The organism is Isosphaeraceae bacterium EP7, assembly GCA_038400315.1.
Classification (GTDB): Bacteria; Planctomycetota; Planctomycetia; order Isosphaerales; family Isosphaeraceae; genus EP7.
Window position 1 is genome coordinate 3,440,509 of the sequence record CP151667.1, and the last position, 18,489, is coordinate 3,458,997.

Annotated in this window: 18 protein-coding genes and 1 riboswitch; of the genes, 9 read left to right on the forward strand and 9 right to left on the reverse strand. The window is 68.0% G+C overall.

Annotated features, from left to right (window positions below):
• Positions 1–41 precede the first annotated feature (41 nt).
• On the reverse strand, positions 42–665 hold the full coding sequence (locus EP7_RS13310; RefSeq protein WP_463528327.1) for a YsnF/AvaK domain-containing protein: 624 nt from the start codon (positions 663–665) through the stop codon (positions 42–44).
• A 138-nt stretch (positions 666–803) separates the two neighbouring features.
• Entirely contained in the window at positions 804–1,883 is a 1,080-nt protein-coding gene (locus EP7_RS13315) for a DUF1559 family PulG-like putative transporter (RefSeq protein WP_463528328.1), read from the reverse strand.
• Positions 1,884–2,076: 193 nt separating this feature from the next.
• On the opposite strand from EP7_RS13315, the gene EP7_RS13320 reads away from it, so the two are divergent.
• The gene (locus EP7_RS13320) at positions 2,077–3,207 is read left to right on the forward strand and encodes a substrate-binding domain-containing protein (protein WP_463528329.1); all 1,131 of its coding nucleotides are present in this window, start codon (positions 2,077–2,079) and stop codon (positions 3,205–3,207) included.
• Between the two features lie 20 nt (positions 3,208–3,227).
• Here EP7_RS13320 and EP7_RS13325 read toward each other — a convergent pair whose 3' ends face one another.
• A complete protein-coding gene (locus tag EP7_RS13325; RefSeq protein ID WP_463528330.1) occupies positions 3,228–3,782 on the reverse strand; it encodes a hypothetical protein in 555 nt (184 codons plus the stop codon).
• A gap of 282 nt (positions 3,783–4,064) precedes the next feature.
• On the opposite strand from EP7_RS13325, the gene EP7_RS13330 reads away from it, so the two are divergent.
• From EP7_RS13330 to EP7_RS13350, 5 genes are all read left to right on the forward strand, one after another.
• On the forward strand, positions 4,065–5,213 hold the full coding sequence (locus tag EP7_RS13330; RefSeq protein ID WP_463528331.1) for a DUF1559 family PulG-like putative transporter: 1,149 nt from the start codon (positions 4,065–4,067) through the stop codon (positions 5,211–5,213).
• Positions 5,214–5,261: 48 nt separating this feature from the next.
• Positions 5,262–5,504 carry a hypothetical protein gene (locus tag EP7_RS13335; RefSeq protein WP_463528332.1) on the forward strand — a complete coding sequence of 81 codons (243 nt, stop codon included), beginning with the start codon at positions 5,262–5,264 and terminating at the stop codon, positions 5,502–5,504.
• Positions 5,505–5,648: 144 nt separating this feature from the next.
• A riboswitch (cobalamin riboswitch) is annotated at positions 5,649–5,856 on the forward strand.
• A 117-nt stretch (positions 5,857–5,973) separates the two neighbouring features.
• Positions 5,974–6,966, forward strand: coding sequence for a DUF1559 domain-containing protein (locus EP7_RS13340; protein ID WP_463528333.1), 993 nt, complete (start codon positions 5,974–5,976; stop codon positions 6,964–6,966).
• A gap of 86 nt (positions 6,967–7,052) precedes the next feature.
• Positions 7,053–7,397 (forward strand): DUF433 domain-containing protein, encoded by a 345-nt coding sequence (locus EP7_RS13345; protein ID WP_463528334.1) that lies wholly within the window; start codon positions 7,053–7,055, stop codon positions 7,395–7,397.
• The gene (locus tag EP7_RS13350) at positions 7,322–7,660 is read left to right on the forward strand and encodes a DUF5615 family PIN-like protein (protein ID WP_463528335.1); all 339 of its coding nucleotides are present in this window, start codon (positions 7,322–7,324) and stop codon (positions 7,658–7,660) included. Before EP7_RS13345 ends, EP7_RS13350 begins: the two co-directional genes overlap by 76 nt.
• Positions 7,661–7,747: 87 nt before the next feature.
• Here EP7_RS13350 and EP7_RS13355 read toward each other — a convergent pair whose 3' ends face one another.
• Positions 7,748–8,803 (reverse strand): TIM barrel protein, encoded by a 1,056-nt coding sequence (locus EP7_RS13355; protein ID WP_463528336.1) that lies wholly within the window; start codon positions 8,801–8,803, stop codon positions 7,748–7,750.
• A gap of 193 nt (positions 8,804–8,996) precedes the next feature.
• Between EP7_RS13355 and EP7_RS13360 the strand changes: the two genes are divergently transcribed.
• Positions 8,997–9,296, forward strand: a complete 300-nt coding sequence (locus tag EP7_RS13360) for a hypothetical protein (protein ID WP_463528337.1) — start codon at positions 8,997–8,999, stop codon at positions 9,294–9,296.
• A gap of 33 nt (positions 9,297–9,329) precedes the next feature.
• Here the strand turns inward: EP7_RS13360 and EP7_RS13365 are convergent, their stop codons facing one another.
• The 5 genes from EP7_RS13365 to EP7_RS13385 all read right to left on the reverse strand — a co-directional run bounded on the left by EP7_RS13365 (position 9,330) and on the right by EP7_RS13385 (position 15,967).
• A complete protein-coding gene (locus EP7_RS13365) occupies positions 9,330–9,755 on the reverse strand; it encodes a hypothetical protein (RefSeq protein WP_463528338.1) in 426 nt (141 codons plus the stop codon).
• Entirely contained in the window at positions 9,748–10,311 is a 564-nt protein-coding gene (locus EP7_RS13370) for an RNA polymerase sigma factor (RefSeq protein ID WP_463528339.1), read from the reverse strand. Before EP7_RS13370 ends, EP7_RS13365 begins: the two co-directional genes overlap by 8 nt.
• Before the next feature lie 108 nt (positions 10,312–10,419).
• Complete coding sequence (locus tag EP7_RS13375) at positions 10,420–12,000, reverse strand: sulfatase family protein (protein WP_463528340.1); 1,581 nt, start codon at positions 11,998–12,000, stop codon at positions 10,420–10,422.
• 59 nt (positions 12,001–12,059) lie between these two features.
• Positions 12,060–14,477 carry an exo-beta-N-acetylmuramidase NamZ domain-containing protein gene (locus EP7_RS13380; protein ID WP_463528341.1) on the reverse strand — a complete coding sequence of 806 codons (2,418 nt, stop codon included), beginning with the start codon at positions 14,475–14,477 and terminating at the stop codon, positions 12,060–12,062.
• Between the two features lie 32 nt (positions 14,478–14,509).
• Complete coding sequence (locus tag EP7_RS13385) at positions 14,510–15,967, reverse strand: sodium:solute symporter (RefSeq protein ID WP_463528342.1); 1,458 nt, start codon at positions 15,965–15,967, stop codon at positions 14,510–14,512.
• Positions 15,968–16,301: 334 nt separating this feature from the next.
• Between EP7_RS13385 and EP7_RS13390 the strand changes: the two genes are divergently transcribed.
• Positions 16,302–17,342 (forward strand): FAD:protein FMN transferase, encoded by a 1,041-nt coding sequence (locus EP7_RS13390; RefSeq protein WP_463528343.1) that lies wholly within the window; start codon positions 16,302–16,304, stop codon positions 17,340–17,342.
• Positions 17,343–17,519: 177 nt separating this feature from the next.
• Positions 17,520–18,434 (forward strand): DoxX family protein, encoded by a 915-nt coding sequence (locus EP7_RS13395; protein ID WP_463528344.1) that lies wholly within the window; start codon positions 17,520–17,522, stop codon positions 18,432–18,434.
• The last annotated feature ends 55 nt before the right edge of the window (positions 18,435–18,489 follow it).

Sequence of the window (18,489 nt, forward strand, 5' to 3'; positions counted from 1 at the left end):
TGATATCTGAGTGTGAGCAGCAAGCCGCGTGCCGTTCGAGGCTAATTGACCTGTGCGCCTTTGCCGATGCGTTCGACCTCGACGACTTCCGTGCGAAGGGTCACGGTCTCGGCCTTCGACTGCTCGACGCGTCGGCGGGTGATCCTCAACTCTTCCTTGAGCATCAGGCGCTTCTCGACGACGAGCACTTCTTCCATCACGGGGATGATCGTCACGTCCCCCTCCTGGCGCGTGGCGGGGGTGCTGTCGACCCTCCGGTTGACGGCCACCCGCTCGACGTCCAGCTGCTCGCTAATGAGCGGGACGTTGACCGTCTCGTCATGCACGCGTACCGTCTTGCTGATCCGGACGGTGCCCGCCTCCACGGTGCGCTTCGAGACTTCAGCTTGCTCGGCCACGATCGGGATCACGATCTCGTCGTCGTTTTCTCCGCCCGCTGGACCGCGGAGAAGACCGAGTTCGGCCGCACCCAGTAGGAGCTGAAAGCTGCCGTCGCCCCGGTCCTTCAGCAGCGAGATGGGGACGGAGAGGCGACGCCCGTCGTCGAGCAGGACCATCGCGGACCCGGCCTCGGATGTGCCGCCCGCATTCCCATCGGCCCAGGGCTCGACCCTGCCACGCAGGCCGTCTTCGCCGAGGACCAAGCCCGGATTCAGCCGACCCATTGCTGACCCCCGCACCCTTACCGAGAGGCCCTGGCCGTCCCCCGGCCACAAAGGCCGCGAATCGTGGCTCGCCTCATGACAGGGGGGTACCCGGTGCAAAGTGGGTGCCGCCGAAGGGTGGGTCGGATCCGAGAAAGCTCAGAATGCGTCGGCGCTGACGACCTCGCCGCCGTTGCGGCTCCCCAGGGCCTGCCATGTGGCGGGCTGCACGGTGTCCTTGATGAACTGGACGTGGCCGTCGCAGAAGACCGAATTGGCACCGCCGGGATGCCTGCTGCGCGCCGCCACGTTCAGGGAGAGGTTCACCCAGTCGGCGGCCGACTTGTCGCTGTGCGGCAGGCCCCCTCGGCAGTCGTAGCCATTGTCGTTGGGGACCCTTCGGTGGTTGTACATGCTATGTCCCGGGGCACCATACATCCATTTGATCCCTCGCGTGGGCTGGAATCCCGGTGGAGTCGTCGTCAGGCAGCGGGCCTGGTAGTCGGCATCCGACATGATGGGCGGGCCGTCTCCCTTGACGTTCTTGCCCGTGATGACGAACCCCAGAAGCGGAGTCCGCGCGAAGACCGTCAGTGTGTTCAGGCCCGTCGGGGCGCCGTCGACGCTGCGGATCGACTCGCTCATTGCGACCGTACCCGACGTGCCGTCGGTGATCCCCGAGACGCCAACAGCCGAGTTCTCGAACAAGACTCCGTTGGGCGGCATCATCCCGGCCGGGGGCGTTTGCACGACCGAGTAGCCCGACCCGACGTTCAGGAAATAGTTGTGTCCGGCAAACATCCCGCCCCCGACCTGCACCCGGCTCGGCCCCGAGTCCGACGGGCAGAGCAGGGCCGCGAGCGCCGTGAGTGAACCGGTTGAGTTCGCCGCGGCGATGGACGTCGTGTAATCGGGATCGGGGGAGACGTTGAAGTTGATCGCGTTGTAGATCGTCTGCTGCTCCATCTGCGGCAGGAGCTGGGCGTGCGCCCCCCAGCAATTGCCCTGGCCGGCGACGTACGAGTTGTTCCGGCCGGGGGGGAAGACCCCGTGCGCGGAGTGGTAATTCTGCAGCGCCAGGCCGAGCTGCTTCAGGTTGTTCACGCATCCGATGCGCCTGGCGGCCTCTCGGGCGCTCTGCACGGCCGGCAGGAGCAGGGCGATCAGGACCGCGATGATCGAGATGACCACCAATAATTCAATGAGCGTGAATCCACGCCCCCGTCTCTCGCCACCCATGCCCGGTCCCCCCGATCGAAGGAAATTCTCCACGATGATGTCGGGAAGAGTGTGGCAGGATTCCCTCGATGATTCAATCGTATCGATTTTAGGTCGGATCATGGCAGCTTCTCGCGGAGAGTTGGCCCAAGACGATGCGAGAATGGGCTAGACTCTTGATCTGCACCTGACGGGGCTTTAGCGTGATACGATCATGCCCACGCACGATGAGCTGATCAATGCGGTTCGGGAACACAGGCTCAGGCGTCACTGGTCTCAGGACGAGTTGGCGAGACGCTCGGGGCTTTCGCGCGCCGGCGTGAGCGCGATCGAGGTGGGGCGGCTGGTCCCCTCGACGGCGGCGGCTCTGGCGCTGGCCGAGGCGCTCGCGGTGCGCGTCGACATGCTCTTCCGGCTGGCGCGCAAGGCGGCGGGGGCCCCACTCTGGGCGTGGGAACCCGTACGCGTCCCCTGCCGATACTGGGTGGCCGAGGTCGGCGGCCAGGTTTGGCGGTATCCCGCCGAGGCGTCCCCGCTGGGGACGGTCCCGCACGACGGCGTCATCAAGGCCCTGGATTCGGGCGATCCCTTATTTGACGGTATTGAGACAGGATCCCGGGATTGGGATGCGGCCGAGGGTGGGCCGACCCGGACCTTGGTCCTGGCCTGCTGCGACCCGGCCGTCGGCCTGCTGGCGGGGCCTCTCTCCAGGCTCGCGGGCGTCCGCCTGATCGTCCTGCCTCGTTCCAGCCGGTCGGCCCTCGAGTTGCTGGGCCGGGGCCTCGTTCACGTCGCGGGGGTCCACCTATCGGGGCCCGGACTCGACGACGGCCCCGGGGCCGAGGACGGCAATGCGCAGGCGGTTCTAGCCGCGTTGGGCGATGGTTATCGGTTGCTCAGGCTGGCGCGGTGGGAGGAAGGGATCGCCTCGCTGCCAGCCCTGCGGCTGGGCTCGGTGGCCTCGGCGCTGGCGCCGGATCGCCGGTGGGTGGGGCGTGAGCCGGGATCAGGCGCGCGGCAGTGCCTTGATGCGTTGCTGGGAGACCGGCCGGCACCTGAGCACCTGGCGCGCGACCACCGGGGGGTGGCCGAGGCGGTCCGCTCGGGCTGGGCCGACCTGGGCGTCTGCCTGAGGCTGGCCAGTGAGGAGGCGGGCCTCGACTTCATCCCCTTGCGCCACGAGGATTACGACCTCTGCTACCCGGCGCAGCTCGAGGACGACCCCCGCCTGGTCGCCCTTCGCGAGGTCGTCCGCTCGGCCCCGTTCCGGCGTGCCCTGGGCGGACTGCCGGGCTATCAGGCGGCCGACACCGGCGAGGCCCGGGCCGTCGAGTCCGGGGCCTGACGCCGGCCGTCGTCGATCGGTCAGGGGACCTTGATCTCGATCAGCTCGGTGGTGACGGTCTTATCCGCGGATTCGACCTTCATCGACGACTTGAGGATCTTGCCCGGGACCTCGTCGGAGACCCAGGTGCGGCCCACGGCGGGCCCGTGGTCGGTGGGGGCCTCGGTCTCATACCAGCTCGCCTTGTAGTCCTTGCCCAGAACCTTCACGGTCTCGAGTCCCGCCTTCTTGCCCTTGCCGGGGTTCTCGACTTGTTCCTTGGTCATGCCGGGGAGCAGGATGAGCCCCTTGCGGTAGTCCAGGGTGATCGACGTGATGACCTTGGGCTTGCCGTTGACCGTCTCGAACGTCTCCTCGTCGATGACGGCCTTCTCGGGCGTCAGCTTGGCCAGGGTGGCGCGACGCGTCGACTCGGCGCGGACCCCTTTGGTGATGACGATTTCGCGATAGGTGACGCTGGTGCCGACCTTGGCCTTGGCCCAGCTCCGGTAGATCGGGCTCTCGACCTCCTCGGCGGAGGTGGCGTGTGACGCCAGGGCGACGGCGACTGACGCGAGCATGAAGGTCCGCAACATCGGGTTCTGGCTCCGGGTCGGGCGGCTTGAATCGAAGGCGACGCGCCGGCCGTTGGAGCGGGCCGGCGGGGGATTATGGGCCGAGGCCGCCCCACCCGCCAGACTCTTCATCAAACTTTCATCCGACCACATCTGGATCGGATTGGAAATTCCGGGCGAGTTTCGCGGTCTCTTCATCGACTCGACATCGGCCCATTATGGCCGGTCCCTACACTCTCGTCTCAGACATCGAGGCCGGAGAGGCCTTCGCCCTACTTTTCCACTCTTCCGGAGCCGAGCCACGTGAGACTTCGCACCCACCGAAGCCCGTCCCGTCCGGGCTTCACCCTGATCGAGCTGCTGGTGGTGATCTCGATCATCGCCGTCCTGATCGCCCTGCTGCTCCCCGCCGTGCAGAGCGCACGAGAGGCGGCCAGGCGTGCGCAGTGCGTCAACAACCTGAAGCAGATCGGCCTGGGCTTCATGAACTTCGAGAGCGCCAACGGCCATCTGCCGCAGGGCGCCTACGACGGCGACCCGCAGGCCGTCACCGCCTCGGGCCAGCCCGACCTTCCCTCGCGCAACTACACCGAGACCGTCGGGACCTCCTATGAGGACTCGGTCTGCTGCAACTCGGCGTCTCCCAACGGCTGGAACCACTTCTTCAAGATCACGCCGTACATGGAGCAGCAGAACGTCTACAATCTGGCCAACTTCAGCACCCCGCCGATCCATAACGTGTCGAACACGTATAACGGCGACTATGACGTGGCCCGAGTGGCGATTCCCGGCTTCTACTGCCCCAGCCGCCGCGCCCCGACCCGCTACGCGGGCACCCTCCTCGGCGCGGCGACCCTGATCGGCAAGAACGACTACGCCGGCTCGGCCGGGTTCATCCAGGGCCAGATCTACGAGTGCGACGGCTCCAACGGCAACTTCACGCCTGGCCGCCTCGTGCCCCCTCCCCCCAACGGCCTCCAGCCGATCGCCAACGAGCGCAATCCGATCAACGAAGGGGACACGTCGGGGCGCAAGGGTGCGATTATCCACGGCGTGCGTGGCAAGCGGAAGCTGGCCGACTTCCTCGACGGCACCTCCAACTCGATCCTGGCCGCCGAGAAGAGCCTGCCCCCCTCGCGCCACGGCCTCGACGGCGGCGACAACGAGCGCTGGAACAACGCCGGCTGGGACGAGGACAACATCCGCTTCCACTTCGTCCCCGTGCCCGACCAGGCGGCGCCAGCCCTGAACGGCTTCTGTGCCACCCCCTCGGACCCCAGCACTGGCGGCAACCTCTGGCGGCGGATGTTCGGCGGCTCGCACCCCGGCGGCATCAACGCCGTGCTCGGCGACGGCTCGGTCCGCTTCCTCAAGTTCACGATCAACCCCAGCACCATGCGGCAACTTGCGGTCATCGATGACGGCGAGGTCATGAGCGCCGACTCCTTCTGATCGATCGCTTCGACCCCCCACAAAACATCTCCCGATGGAGTTTTACCGATGACGCGTAAGCGAGCCTGCGGTGCCCTGATGACGGCCGTCCTCGGCCTGGCGGCCGGCTGCGGCCAGGATGACACGGTCATCATCAACCCCGCCGACCTGCCCAAGCTCAGCGCGGAAGACATCCGCCAGTTCCAGTCCGAAGACCAGCGGATCCAGGAGGAGGAGGGCGGCGCAGGCCGCGTCTTCGCCGGAAACAAGTCCCGGACGAAGGGCAGAGTCGTGCTGAAGACCAGCCGCTGAACCCGATCCCTCGCCCGGGGAGCCCCGGGGACGAACCGGAACGCCCCGAAGTGCCCGACGGCCGGAGGACTCGAAGACGAGTCGCCCGGCCGTCGGGCCATCGCCGTTGCGGTTGTCGCCGCCGTCGCAGGCTGCTAGAGTCAATGGCTCGCACGCCCGTCGGGCGCCCTTGTCCCCCATCAAAGCGGGGGCGGGGCAAGGAAGCCGGTGCAATTCCGGCGCGGGACCGCCGCTGTAAGCGAGGAGGAGCCCGGGCAACACGCCACTGCGGGGGATCGATGATCCCCGCGGGAAGGCGCCCGGGAGCCGCCTGACTCGCGAGCCAGAATACGGCCCGACGGGTGACCATGGGATGCTCCGGCCCGAGCACCAAGGGAAGGCGCATCCCGGGGTCCGGCGTCGGCCCCGGTGCCTGCCCGCGCGGCCGGAGGCCCTGGCCGCGTCAGGACAGGACCCTCGACGGATGATGATGCGTCTCAGTCGGAACAAGCAAGCGCCCCGCGCGGGCCGCGGCGGCTTCACGCTCATCGAGCTGCTGGTGGTCATCTCGATCATCGCCGTGCTGATCGGCCTGCTTTTGCCCGCGGTGCAAAGCGCCCGCGAGGCCGCCCGCCAGCTCCAGTGCCGCAACAACCTGAAGCAGGTCGGCATCGCCGTGCATAGCTATCTGGCCACGGTGAACGTCTTCCCCAAGGCGGGCTTCGGTGGCTCGCTGGCCAATGACGCGGCGATGAACACCGCGGTCGCCCGGGCCAACCGGATCGTCAGCTGGGGCACCGCGCTGCTGCCCGGCCTGGAGCATGGCCCCCTGTTCAACGCCATCAATCAGGGGGGCTGGTATCTGGAACCGATGAACCTGTCGGCCGCGCAGACGGCGCTCCAGGTCTTCCTGTGCCCGTCGAACCCCGCCGGGTCGGCCATGAAGCCCAACGGCGACAACCAGAGCTCGCCCCTCTTCGGCCGCAATGACTACGCCGGCAACTACGGCGAGCGTGTCCTGCGCTGCTACCCGAAGACCAACTGCCAGAACAACTATGCCGATCAGGGAGACCTCAGCGGGGCAGGCCGGGGCCTGACGCTGCTGGCCGCCAACAAGACCTTGCGCATCCAGGACATCATGGACGGCACGAGCACCACGATCCTCGCGGGCGAGGCCCCCGAGGCCCTGCACGGGCTCTGGGCCGGTCATAAGAACGTGCTCGACCAGAGCGCCCCGATCAACTCGCACTACGGCCGGGGCGCCTCGACTCCCTGGGAATCGTGCCAGGCCCTGACCACCAGCCCGTTGATGGGCCGGATCGGCTGCGACTTCGGCCAGGAGTTCCACAGCCACCATTCCGGCGGGGCAAACTTCGCCTTCGCCGACGGCTCGGTCCGCTTCCTCGCCCAGACGATCAACAACCAGACCTTCGCCGCGCTGCTGTCGCGCCGGGGTAAGGAGATCATCAGCCAGGATTATTGATCCGATCACCCGGCGGGCCGGCGGCGTGGAGGTTGCCGCCCGCCGGCCTTCGGCGGTACGATCGAGCCGAGGAGGCCCATCCCACGATGATCGCCACCGTGAAGCAACTGCTCGCCGGGCTCGGGTCCGGTATCGAGGCCACTCCGGGCGTCTGCGGCGGGCGCCCCCGCGTCGCAGGCACGAGGGTCCCAGTCTGGACGCTCGAACGCTACCGGCGCCTCGGCATGCCCGAGGCCGAGATCCTGGCCAGCTATCCCACCCTGCGCGCCACCGACCTGGTCAACGCCTGGGCCTACGTCGACACGCATGCGGATGAGATCGAGCGTCAGATCGCCGAGGACGAGGGAGAGTCGCGTTGGCCAGGCTCTACGCCGACGAAAATTTCCCCCATGCCGTCGTCGCCTTCCTCCGGACCGACCACGACGTCCTGACCCGTCGCGATGCCGGCCACGCCGGATTCGCCATCCCCGACGATCGCATCCTGGCCCTGGCGCACGCCGAAGGGCGGGCGGTGTTGACGCACAACCGCGTCGACTGCCGCCATCTCCATGAGGCCGGCCTCCCGCACAGCGGTATCATCGCCTGCACGATCGACCGCGACCTTCAGGCGTTGGCCGCAAGGATCAAGGATGCGATCGATGCCGAAGGCGACCTTGCCGGCAAGCTGATCCGGGTCGTCCGACCGCCTGGATAAACGGGCCTCGGAGTCCGTTTGGCCACCTGTCCGGGCGTGGGGCGACGGCGGGCCGTGTGGCGGCCCGCCGTCTCGATTGTCCTCGAATCAAGAACGATTCGTCAGGGCGTTCAGGATCAGCATTTCCAGCTGCTCATACTTCCGGGCCAGGCGAAGTTCCTCGACCTTGGCCTTGTCCACGCCGCGGACGATGTCGACCAGGCGGAGGAACATGGTGCGGGAGTTGGAGAGGTGGAGCATCGAGTCTTCGACGGTGGTGGTGCGCATGGCCTTGATATCCAGGCCCACGCACTCGCCGTTCTTGCCGTACCCTGCCTGCTCCAGGACCCAGACCTGGTCGAACGCACGCCGCAGGTCGGCGGAGCCGAAGGTCTTGTCCTGGTCGTACTTCAGGCCGTTCTGGTCGTTCAGGTGGACGCTCCAGAGCTTCTCGTGCCAGAGGGCGAACGCCATGTCGTCGGCGGGGTCGAGGCCCGCCAGGATCGAGTGGGCGCTCTCGATCAGGACGCCCGACCGCTTGGGGTCGATCGTCTTGTAACCCAGGGCCAGCATGTGGCCGACGGTGGGCGCGTAGGCCTGGTCCATCGGCTCGTTCGGCTTGGCCTCGCCCATCACGCGGATGTCGGGGTCGTGCTCCAGGATCATGTTCCAGGCGTCGAGCAGGCGGCCGTAGGCGGTGACGGCGTCCTTGGCCTCGCGGATGTAGGTCCCTTCGCGGGCCAGCCAGAGAACATAATTCTTGCAGCCGACCTCGCGGGCGATGTCCACCGTCCGCTTGGCCCGGTCCAGGGCATACTTGCGGTCGACGGGGCTGTTCGAGGTGAAGGCACCGTCGAGCGTGTGCGGGTCTTCCCAGAGGCGCGGGGCGACGATCTCGACGACTAGGCCCTCGCCGTCGAGCATGTTCTTGACGGTGGCGATCCCCTTGAGGGTCGCGGGCCAGTCGAGCCCGGCCGGCACGATGTCGTCGTCGTGCATCTGCACGGCGTCGAAGCCCAGCTCCTTGTAGGCCTTGATCTTGCGCGCGTATTCGACTTCCTTGCGGGCGGGCGGGCCGAAGGGGTCGGCGCCGGTGCTGATGTTCCAGGGGCCGAACGAGAATTTGTACTGCGTGGGCGTGGAAGGGGAAGTCGAAGCGGCCATCGCGGGAGAGGCTCCGGGCGGGATCCGAAGGGGGTGGGCACGGACGAACGTGCGAAGCCCCGGGCGCACGGATTTCCGCGCGAAGCCAGGGGCTGCCGCATTAGACTATCACAGCGCGACGCCGAGGTCTTCAGGCCAGCCGGCCGCGTCCCGAGCTTGAACTGCCCCGCCCCACCCGCGGAGGGCCCGTCCGATGAGCGTGGGCCGCCTGATCTGCGTTGTCTTCCTGTTCGCCATCGCCTTCGCGCTCTGGCGCGAGCCGGTCGGCCGCGTGTTCGTGATCGTCTTCGGGGTCGGTCTGGTCGAGGCCTGGCTCGGCGTCTTCGCCCTCATGGCCCTGTTCGAATCGCTCCTGGCCCTCATCGAGGCGGGAGATCCCCCCGAACGCCTCACCGCCCTCGCCGAGTCGACCGTCATCCTGATCGGCTCGGCCACCATCATGGCGTTGCTGGCAGTCATCGCCGGGGCCTTGGCCTGGCGGTTTGCAATCTAGGGAAATCAGCCCGCCCGGGACCCGGTCGTCGCATCAGTCGGGCCGCTTGTTCACACGTTCGGCCAGAAGCGAGACTTGCCGCTGGAGATCGGCCAGGTTCGCGGCCAAGATCCGGTCCTGCGTCCTCGAGATCGCTGGCTTGTACTTTTCGTTGTACAGCGTCAGCAAGATGGCGGTGCAGAGCGAGGCGGCGACGCAGAAAGCGAACCAGATGGTCCGGAGCGTCTCGATGATCGGGGTCTGATGGAAGAGCATCTCCAATGGGAGCCTCGCCAGGAGACCTGCGATCACGGTGGCCAGGCCGACCAGGAAGGCGAGGAAGACCTTGCGGGCCCGGATCTCCACGGCGTCGAGCGAGTTCATGAGGTTGTTCCTTGACTCTTGAAGCCGGGAGGCGGTGATCCCCCCGTCCTGGGCTAGGAGATCGGCGGCCCCTCGTCCGGGCGTTTCCTCATTCATGGCAGATGGCCTCCATCTCGCGGCGAAGTTCGGCCTTGGCATAGTGAAGCCGGGACTTGATCGTTCCCAATCGTTCCCCGACAACCTCGGCGATGTCGTTCAAGCTGAGATCTTCGAGGAAGCGTAATGTCAGCACTTCCCGATGGGGGAGCGACAATCGGCCCAGGATGTGGTGGACAAGCTCGGCATTCTCCAGGGCCTCTCGCTCGTCCCACCCGTGCAGTGCAGGGCTGTCTGCGGCGCATTCCGCGGCGACTCTCTCCTGCAATCGATGCCGCCTCAGATACGTCATCGCCTGATCGTGCGCAATGCGATAGAGCCAGACCCGGAATGCCTCCGCGACGCGCAGCGACACGATCCGGCGATAGGCCTGGAGCCAGACCTCCTGCAAGATGTCAGTCCACTCATCGTCATCGCCGATGAGTCGTCGGATGTAGTACGAGATGCGTCGCTCGTAGATCTCGATCAGGCGCAGGAAGGCGTCCTGATCGAGATTGGTCGCCGCGACGACGAGCAACCGCTCTTGGACCGTGTCCAGGTCGCTTTTCAGGCTCATGGGCGTGTCTCATCGCCTTCACCCCGGGAAATGCGTCGATCTCCTGGAGAGAAGTCGCGTCGTCACGCCGAAAGGTTCAACGCCCGTGTCCAGGACGGACCAATCGCCTCACGGCTCGCGGTGGTCGCGGGGTACGAGGCACCAGCGGATGGCATCCATCTCGGAGAGGCCCTCGGGAATCGGCGGGGCGTTGCCACGGGTGGTGGCCATCCGGTCGAAGAGGGCCCGGCGCAGGCGGTCGCGGGCGGGCGTTGCGGCGGGGTCGTCGATCAGGTCGTGGGTCTCGTCGGGGTCGTCCCGCATGTTGAACAGGTGCTCGTAAGGGCCGGGCAGGGGCCTGCCGGTGGCGTAGCCGTCCTGCCTCTGGCGACGCCCGGTGCCGACGACCAGCTTGAAGCGCTGGGTGCGGACGACCGCCTCCTCGTTCTCGGTATACTCGCTGACGATGAACGCGCGACCCTCGGCGTCGGGCAGGACTCGCAAGAGCGGGACGAGGCTCTTGCCGTGCAGGTCGGGCGGGTCAGGCAGACCGGCCAGGTCGGTCAGGGTCGGGAACAGGTCGACCAGCTCAACGAGCGGATTCACGCGGACGCCCGGCTTCAGGTGGCCCGGCCAGCGCACGAGCAGCGGGACGCGGATGGCGGGCTCGAAGCTGCAATGCTTCTCGAACCGGCCGTGCTGGCCGAGCATGTAGCCATTGTCGCCCACGAAGGCGACCACCGTGTCGCGGCCCAGGCCCGCGTCGTCCAGGGCGTCGATCAACCGGCCGACCTGGTCGTCGGCGTACGACAAGGCCGTGTAATACGAGGCCATGATCCTCCGCTTCTCGTCGTCGGTCAGCTTCGAGAAGACCTTGGGCTGGTCGCGCAGATCGGCCTCGGAGACGGCCGGAACGTTGAACTGGTCGGGCTTCATCCGGCGTGGCCAGTCGCGCGGGAACTTGAACGGGGAATGGGGCTGCTGGATCGAGACGACCAGCGCGAACGGCTTCGGCTTGTCGGGCCCTTCGTCCAGCGTCTGGTCCCCTTTCTTGCGGCGGGCGCGGAGGAACTCGATGGCCCGGTCGGCGATGTAGGTCGACTCCATGTCGGCGCCCGGCAGGTCGACGGGCTCGATGGCGGCGTTGAGCCAGACGGGCGCGGGGTCGTTGAACGGGCGGAACGGCTTCAGGGCCTGCGTGGCCCCGGGGCGCCTTGCGTTCAGGTCCCTGGCCCAGTCGGCGGTGTCCAGCCGATGGGAGAAACCGTGCGTCAGATTCGAGTTGAAGTGCATCTTGCCATAGGCGGCCGTGTCGTACCCCAGGTCGCCGAGCCAGTCGCCCAGGGTGACGACGGACTCGGGCAGGGGGGTGATCAGCTGCGTGACCCCGACGGCGTGCGGCATTCGGCCCGTGATGAACGAGGCGCGGCTGGCCGTGCAGACCGGCGCGTTGCAATAGGCGTGGTCGAACCGAACTCCTTGCCCGGCAAGTGTATCCAGCCTGGGGGTCGCGGCCCGGGGGTCGCCGTCGATCCCGAGCAACCCCCCGCCCAGGTCGTCGCAGACAATCAGCAGCATGTTGGGCCGGTACGGCGGCGCGTCCACGGGCTGCTCGGCGTGTGCCTGCGAGTGCCGTATGTCGGGATGCACCGGCAGCAAGGCCAGAAGCAGGGCGATCCGCCAGTGTCGTCGGGGGCCGGGGAGACGCATCTTGGTTCGGACCTCGGGCTGCGGTGGCCTTGGTTGACGCCCGTCTGAGCTGGAACAGATCAGGGGTAGATGAGGGCTTTCCGGCGGACAGCGGCGAATTGTTCGAGCTCCGCCTTCCAGCCCGCCCTGATGGTCGCGGGATCCTTGCCATCGACGATGCCGCGATACGTCGCCTCATCGGTGATGAACTTCTCCAGGTTGGCCGGCTCCCAGGCGTCGCGATACGTCGAACGCAGGGTCGTGGCCATCCCGAGGAACAGGTCCAGCGGCTCGAAGGACGACCAGTCGGTGATCGCGATGAACACGCCGCCGCACTCCTTGCCGGAGAACTGGCGTTCCGTGGGCGTGAACCGGATCGGCACGAAGCGGACGCCCTTCAGGCCCAGGTCGTTCAGGGCCAGGGCGAACGCCATCGGCTCGATGTAGGGGGCCCCCACGCGTTCGAACGGCGTGTCGGTCCCGCGCCCCGTGGCGAGGTTGGTCGCCTCCAGCAGGCCGACCCCCGGATAGAGCAGGGCCTCGGTCAGGCTGCGCATGTTGGGCGACGGGTTCACCCACATCAGGCCCGTCCGGTCGTACAGATCGCCCCGGCGCCACCCTTCGCAGGCGATGACCGTCAGGTCGGCGTCGATCTTGCGCTCGACGTTGAAAAGACGTGCGAGCTCGCCCAGGGTCATCCCGTGCCTGACGGGCAGGGCGTGGTGCGCGATGAATGACTCATACTTGTCGTCACGGACCGGCCCGTCGAAGGCCAGGCCGCCGATGGGGTTGGGCCGGTCGAGCACCAGGAGCGGGATCCCTCGCTCCTTGGCCGCCACCATGGCCAGGCCCATGGTGCTCGTGTACGTATAGAATCGGGTGCCGATGTCCTGGATGTCATACACCAGCACGTCCAGGTCCTTCAGCAGCTCGGGCGAGGGCTTGCGCTCCTTGCCGTAGAGGCTGTGGACGTGCAGGCCGGTCTTGGCGTCGACATCGTCGTCGACGATCGGCTTGTCCTCGACGCCCCGGATGCCGTGCTCGGGGCTGAACAGGGCGACCAGCTTCACCTCGGGCGCCTTGAAAATGGCGTCGATCGTCGGGGTCCCGTCGCGCAACCGGCCGGTGTGGTTGGTGATCAGGCCGACCCGCTTCCCCTTCAAGGGGGCGAAGCCATCGCGGGCCAGCACGTCCACGCCGCAGAGGACCGGTACACGCTTCCCCTCGGCCGCGGGCGCCGGGGCCTCTGCGACAACCGGGTCGGGCGTCGGCTCGGGCGTCGGGATCAGGGGGGGGCCGTCGACGATCGAGGCCGCCGCCAGCGTGGCCACCTCGCGCCTCAGCGCGATGGGCGAGGGGGCCTTGCCGTCGGGGTGCAGGCGGCTGGCCAGGATGATGACGAAGACGCCCGACTCCGGGTCCATCCAGAGGCTCGTGCCCGTGAACCCGGTATGGCCGAAGCTGGAAGGCCCGAACAAGGCCCCACGCGGCGAGCTGTACGGCGTCGACACGTCCCAGCCCAGCCCCCGACGCTGGCCGACCGGGGTCGCCGCCGGGTCGATCATCGCCCTGACCGACAGCGGGCCGAGGACCCGGTTGCCCCCCGGCAGTTGTCCGCCGCCCAGGATCGCGCCGGCGTAGGCCGCCAGGTCGTCGGCGGTGGAGAAGAGGCCCGCGTGCCCGGCCACGCCCCCCAGCTTCCTGGCCCTCGGGTCGTGGACCAGTCCCCTGAGGGGCGCGGCGCCCCCGCTGGGCTCGGTCGGGGCGATTCGGGTCGCGGGCACCGCGGCCGCCGGGCCGGCCGTCGGCCTGAAGTCGGTGTCCGCCATCCCCAGGGGCTTGAAGATGTTCTCACGTGCGTACGAGTCCAGGGTGCGGCCCGAGACCCGCTCCACCAGCTTGCCCAGGACGATGAACCCCACGTCGGAATAGGCGAACCGCTCGCCGGGCGGCGCATCCAGCGGCAGCTCGGCAATCTTCTTCCAGGCCTCGGCCGGCCCCCCCGCATAGTCGGCGATCGAGTTGTCGGGCGTCAGGCCCGACCTGTGTCGCAGCAGGTGGCCGACGGTGATCCCCTTCTTGCCGTGGTTGTCCAGCTCGGGCAGGTATCTCACGATCGACTCGTCGAGCCGGATCAGGCCGCGCTCGACCAGGATCATCACCGAGGTCGCCGTCGCGACCGGCTTGGTCAGCGAGGCCAGGTCGAAGGCGGTATCGCGCGTCATCGCCTCGATCGCGGGGACGGTCGCCCGCTTGCCCGACGCCTTGGCGTAGACGAGCTGCCCGTGCCGGCCCACCAGCACAACGGCCCCCGGCACCTGCCCGGCGGCGATCGCCTTGTTCACCGCGCCGTCGATGAGCGCCAGCCGCGCGGCGTCCATGCCCACGTCGCCCGGCGGCACCTCGCTCAGGTCCCCTCGCGCGTGGACCGGAATCATCAGGGCGAGCAGGCATAAGCCCAGGGCCAGAAGGCGGCCTCGTGCGGCAAGCTGGACCATCGCGGGAGGCTCCGTTGCAAGGTAAACCGGGTTCAGGATTTGGGCGTTGAAGACGCGGCCGTCGGCGACCAGGGCGGCAGCACGTAGCTGGCCGCCAGCCCCACCAGCACCACCGTCGACGACCCCACCAGCGCATACCAGGGCCACGCGAGCGCCGTGCCGAATGCGGCGTACGACACCGCAGCCAGCCCGGCCACGAACCCCACCAACGCCGACGCCTGCCCCACCCGGGTCGTCCAGACCCCCAGCAGGAACAGGCCCAGGATGATGCCCGTCACGAACGACGCGATCTTCAGGGCCAGGCTCACCACGTTGTCATTCAGGCCGATCGCCCCGAAGGCCACGCCCATCTGCGCCAGGCCCCAGGCCGCCGTCATGGCCTTCGACAGCCGGAGCAGGTGGGCCTCGCTCGCCCCGGGGTGCAGCGGCCGGTACAGATCATTGATCGTCGCCGAGGCCGACGCGTTCAGCGAGCTGGAGAGCGTGCTCATCGCCGCCGAGAAGATCGCCGCCACGACCAGGCCCAGGATTCCCGTCGGTAACTCGTGCGCGATGAACGACGAGAACTCGCCGTCGCGACCCAGCGGCAGGGCCGGGGGGTGGTCCTGGTAGAATGCCCAGAGCGCCACGCCGATGAGCAGGAACAGGGCGAACTGCGCGAAGACCACCAGGCCGCTGGCCATCAGGGCACCCGCCGCCTGCCGCTCGGAACGCGCCGAGAGGTAACGCTGGACCATGATCTGGTCGGCCCCGTGGGTGGCCGTGTTCAGGATCATCCCGCCCACCGCGCCCGCCCAGAAGCTGTATGGCAGCGTGAGGTCGAACGTGAAATCGAACATCCGGAACTTGCCCGCCGCCGCCCCCCGGCTCACCAGCGCCTCCCAGCCGCCGTCGATCCGGTGGACCAGGATCCAGAGAGCCACCAGGGCACCGGCCATATAGATGAAGAACTGGATGACATCGGTCCAGATGACCCCTTTCATCCCTCCCAGATAGGTATAAATGATGGTGGCTGTGCCCATCACCACGATCGACGCGGGCAGGTCCCAACCCGACAGGTCACGCATCACGACCGCCGCCAGGAACAGGCGGAGGCCGTCGCCCAGCGTGCGGGTCACCAGGAAGAGCACCGCCGCCAGCGTCTTCGTCGCCCCGCCGAACCGCTGGTCCAGCACCTCGTAGGCGGTGTAGATCTCCCCCTTGAAGTACATCGGCAGCAGCACCGTCGACACCACCAGCCGGCCGAACAGGTAGCCGATCGCCAGCTGGAGGAACCTGAAGTCCCCTTTGTAGGCGATGCTCGGCACGCTCAGGAACGTCGCCGTGCTCGTCTCGGTCGCCACGATCGAGATCATCACCGCCCAGGCCGGGATGTTGCTCTCGCCGAGGAAATATCCCTTCAAGCCCTTGGCCGAGGAGCCTAGCCAGCTCCCAAGCAGCGTGCAGCCGACGATATAAGCGACGATGATCCCCAGGTCGACCGGGTTCATGTGGGCTCCAAAGAATGCATGCGGCCTTGCGCCAGAGGCGACCCGAGAAGTGATCGCGCGAAGGGGCACACTCTACCGCGGGCCCCGCCAATCTGCCACCACCCGCGTCGGTTGATGAGGCGGCGGGGAACGGCCCAAACCGCCGGCCCCCTTCCAACGGGGGGGCGGCTGGGTATACTGAAACTTGGAGTCTCGACAGGTCGTCCCTCCCCACCTCCCCTCGCGGGTGTCATCGATGAGGCCGGATGGCGTCCAGCCCCGATCGTCGCGCGGACGTGTCTCGCGCCGAGGCCTGTTCCGGCCCGGCTCGAACCTGGGTGGACAGGCTCCGTCGATGCCCACCGCCGTGGCGCCCCAGGCCGGCGACCTCGTTCGCGCAGGCCGTCCCGCGATGGGTACCACCTTCGAGGTCCGGCTCGGCCTGGCCGTCCCGGGCGCCGTCGAGCTGGCCACGCTCGCCCTCGACGTGGTCGATGAGCTCGAGGCCCAGCTCACCGTCTACCGGGATGACTCCGAGATCAGTCGGATCAATGCGACGGCGCATCTCGGGCCGATGGCCATCGAGCCCGGCCTTGCGCGGCTCTTGCGGGCGGCGATCGACCTGGGGCACGCCACCGGCGGTGCTTATGACGTGGCCTCCGGCGCCCTCTCGGCCGCCTGGGGGTTCACCCGCGGTCCCAGGCGTGTCCCCTCGCCCGAGGACCTGGCCGACGCCCGCGCCAGGACCGGCCAGCATCACCTGCGGCTCGACGCGGGGCGCAACACTATCGCCTTCGACCGGCCGGGCGTGGTGCTCAACCTCGGCGGCATCGGCAAAGGGTATGCGATCGACCGGGCCGTCGACTTGATCCGCAAGTACTGGTGGCCGACCGGGGCCCTGGTGCATGGCGGACGATCGAGCCTGTATGCGCTCGGGTCGCCTCCGGGGCAGTTCGGCGGACGCTGGGACGTGGCCGTCCGCAATCCTTTTGCACCCGAGTTGCCCCTGGGCACCCTCCGCGTGCGTAACAGGGGAATGGGCACCTCGGGCGACGCATTTCAGCGGTTCGAGTCGGGCGGCAGGACCTATGGCCACATCATCGATCCGCGCACCGGCGAGCCCCCCCAGGATGCGCCCGCGTCGGTCACCGTGCTGGCCCCCAACGCCGCCGAGGCCGATGCGCTCTCGACCGCCTTCTACCTGCTCGGGCCCGACGCCTCCGCCTCCGTGATCGAGGCCAGGCCCGGCGTCTCGGCCCTGTTTGTCCTGGCCCCCGAATCCCCCGGCGCCCCCCCCCGCCTGCGATCGTTCGGCCTGGATGACGCCGACTTCGTCCCCGACCCCGACGCCGTCGACCCTCGCCGTTTCGTTCCCAAGTTCATCCCGTTGAGTTAGTCTTCCCGGCGGGCCGACCCGCGCGACACGCTCGCCCGGCCCGCTCCCGCCGAACCGATCCGCCGGGGCCGCCCCAATCTCCCCGGGGCCCGCCCCGTCTCGTGAGGAAGGAGCAAGACCCTGGCCGCCTCGACCACCGCACGCTACTACCCCGGCTTCTTCGGTGCCCTCTTCCTGGTGCTGCTGCGCATCGCCATCGGCTGGCATTTCCTCTACGAAGGGCTCGACAAGTTCAAGGTCAACGAGGGGGGCAAGACCTTCAGCGCCGAGGGCTATCTGCGCGGCTCCGCGGGCCCCTTCGCCTCGCACTTCCGCAACCTCGTGCCCGACGTCGACAGCCTGGGCAAGCTCGACCTCGATACCCTCAAGAAGTCGTGGCACACGCGGGCCGATCAGATCGCCGCCCACTACGGCTACGACGGCGCCCAGCGTGCCCGGCTCGACGCCGAGTTGAAGGACACCGAGGCCAAGGCCGACGACTGGTTCCAGGCCAAGGAGAACGCCGAGAAGGGCAAGAAGTACAAGTCCGACCTCGGCAAGGTGCTGGCCATCGAGGCCAACCCCGGGTCCATGTCGTATGAGCGCGAACGAGCCGCGTCCTCACGCAAGGACCTGGACAAGGACCGCCGTGAGCTGGTGGCCCCGCTCGACGCCATGGGGGGTGCCCTGGAAGACGCGATCGTCAAGCTGGCTACGCCCGAGCAGGCCAAGGCCGTCGCACCCTTCGCGCCGCCGCCGACCCAGGTCGACCAGATCAACCTGACGACCAAGTACGCGATGGTGATCTTCGGCACCTGCATGATCCTCGGCCTGTTCACCCCCGTGGCCGCGCTCGGCCTGGTCTGGTTCCTGGCCATGTTCTACTTCAGCCTTCCCCCCTGGCCGGGCGTGCCCAGCCCGCCCAACAGCGAGGGGCACTACTGGATCGTCAACAAGAACCTCATCGAGCTGCTGGCCTGCCTGGTCGTCGCCAGCACCCCCAGCGGCCTCTGGGTCGGCCTGGATGCCCTGATCTTCGGCCGCTTCGCCCGCCGACGCGCCATGCGTGCCGCCGAGCGGCGAGCCGAACGCGATCTCGCATCGTCAGTCTAAATTGTCCCGATTCGTTTGATCATCCGCCCGGCAGCCTAACCGATCCGACACGATC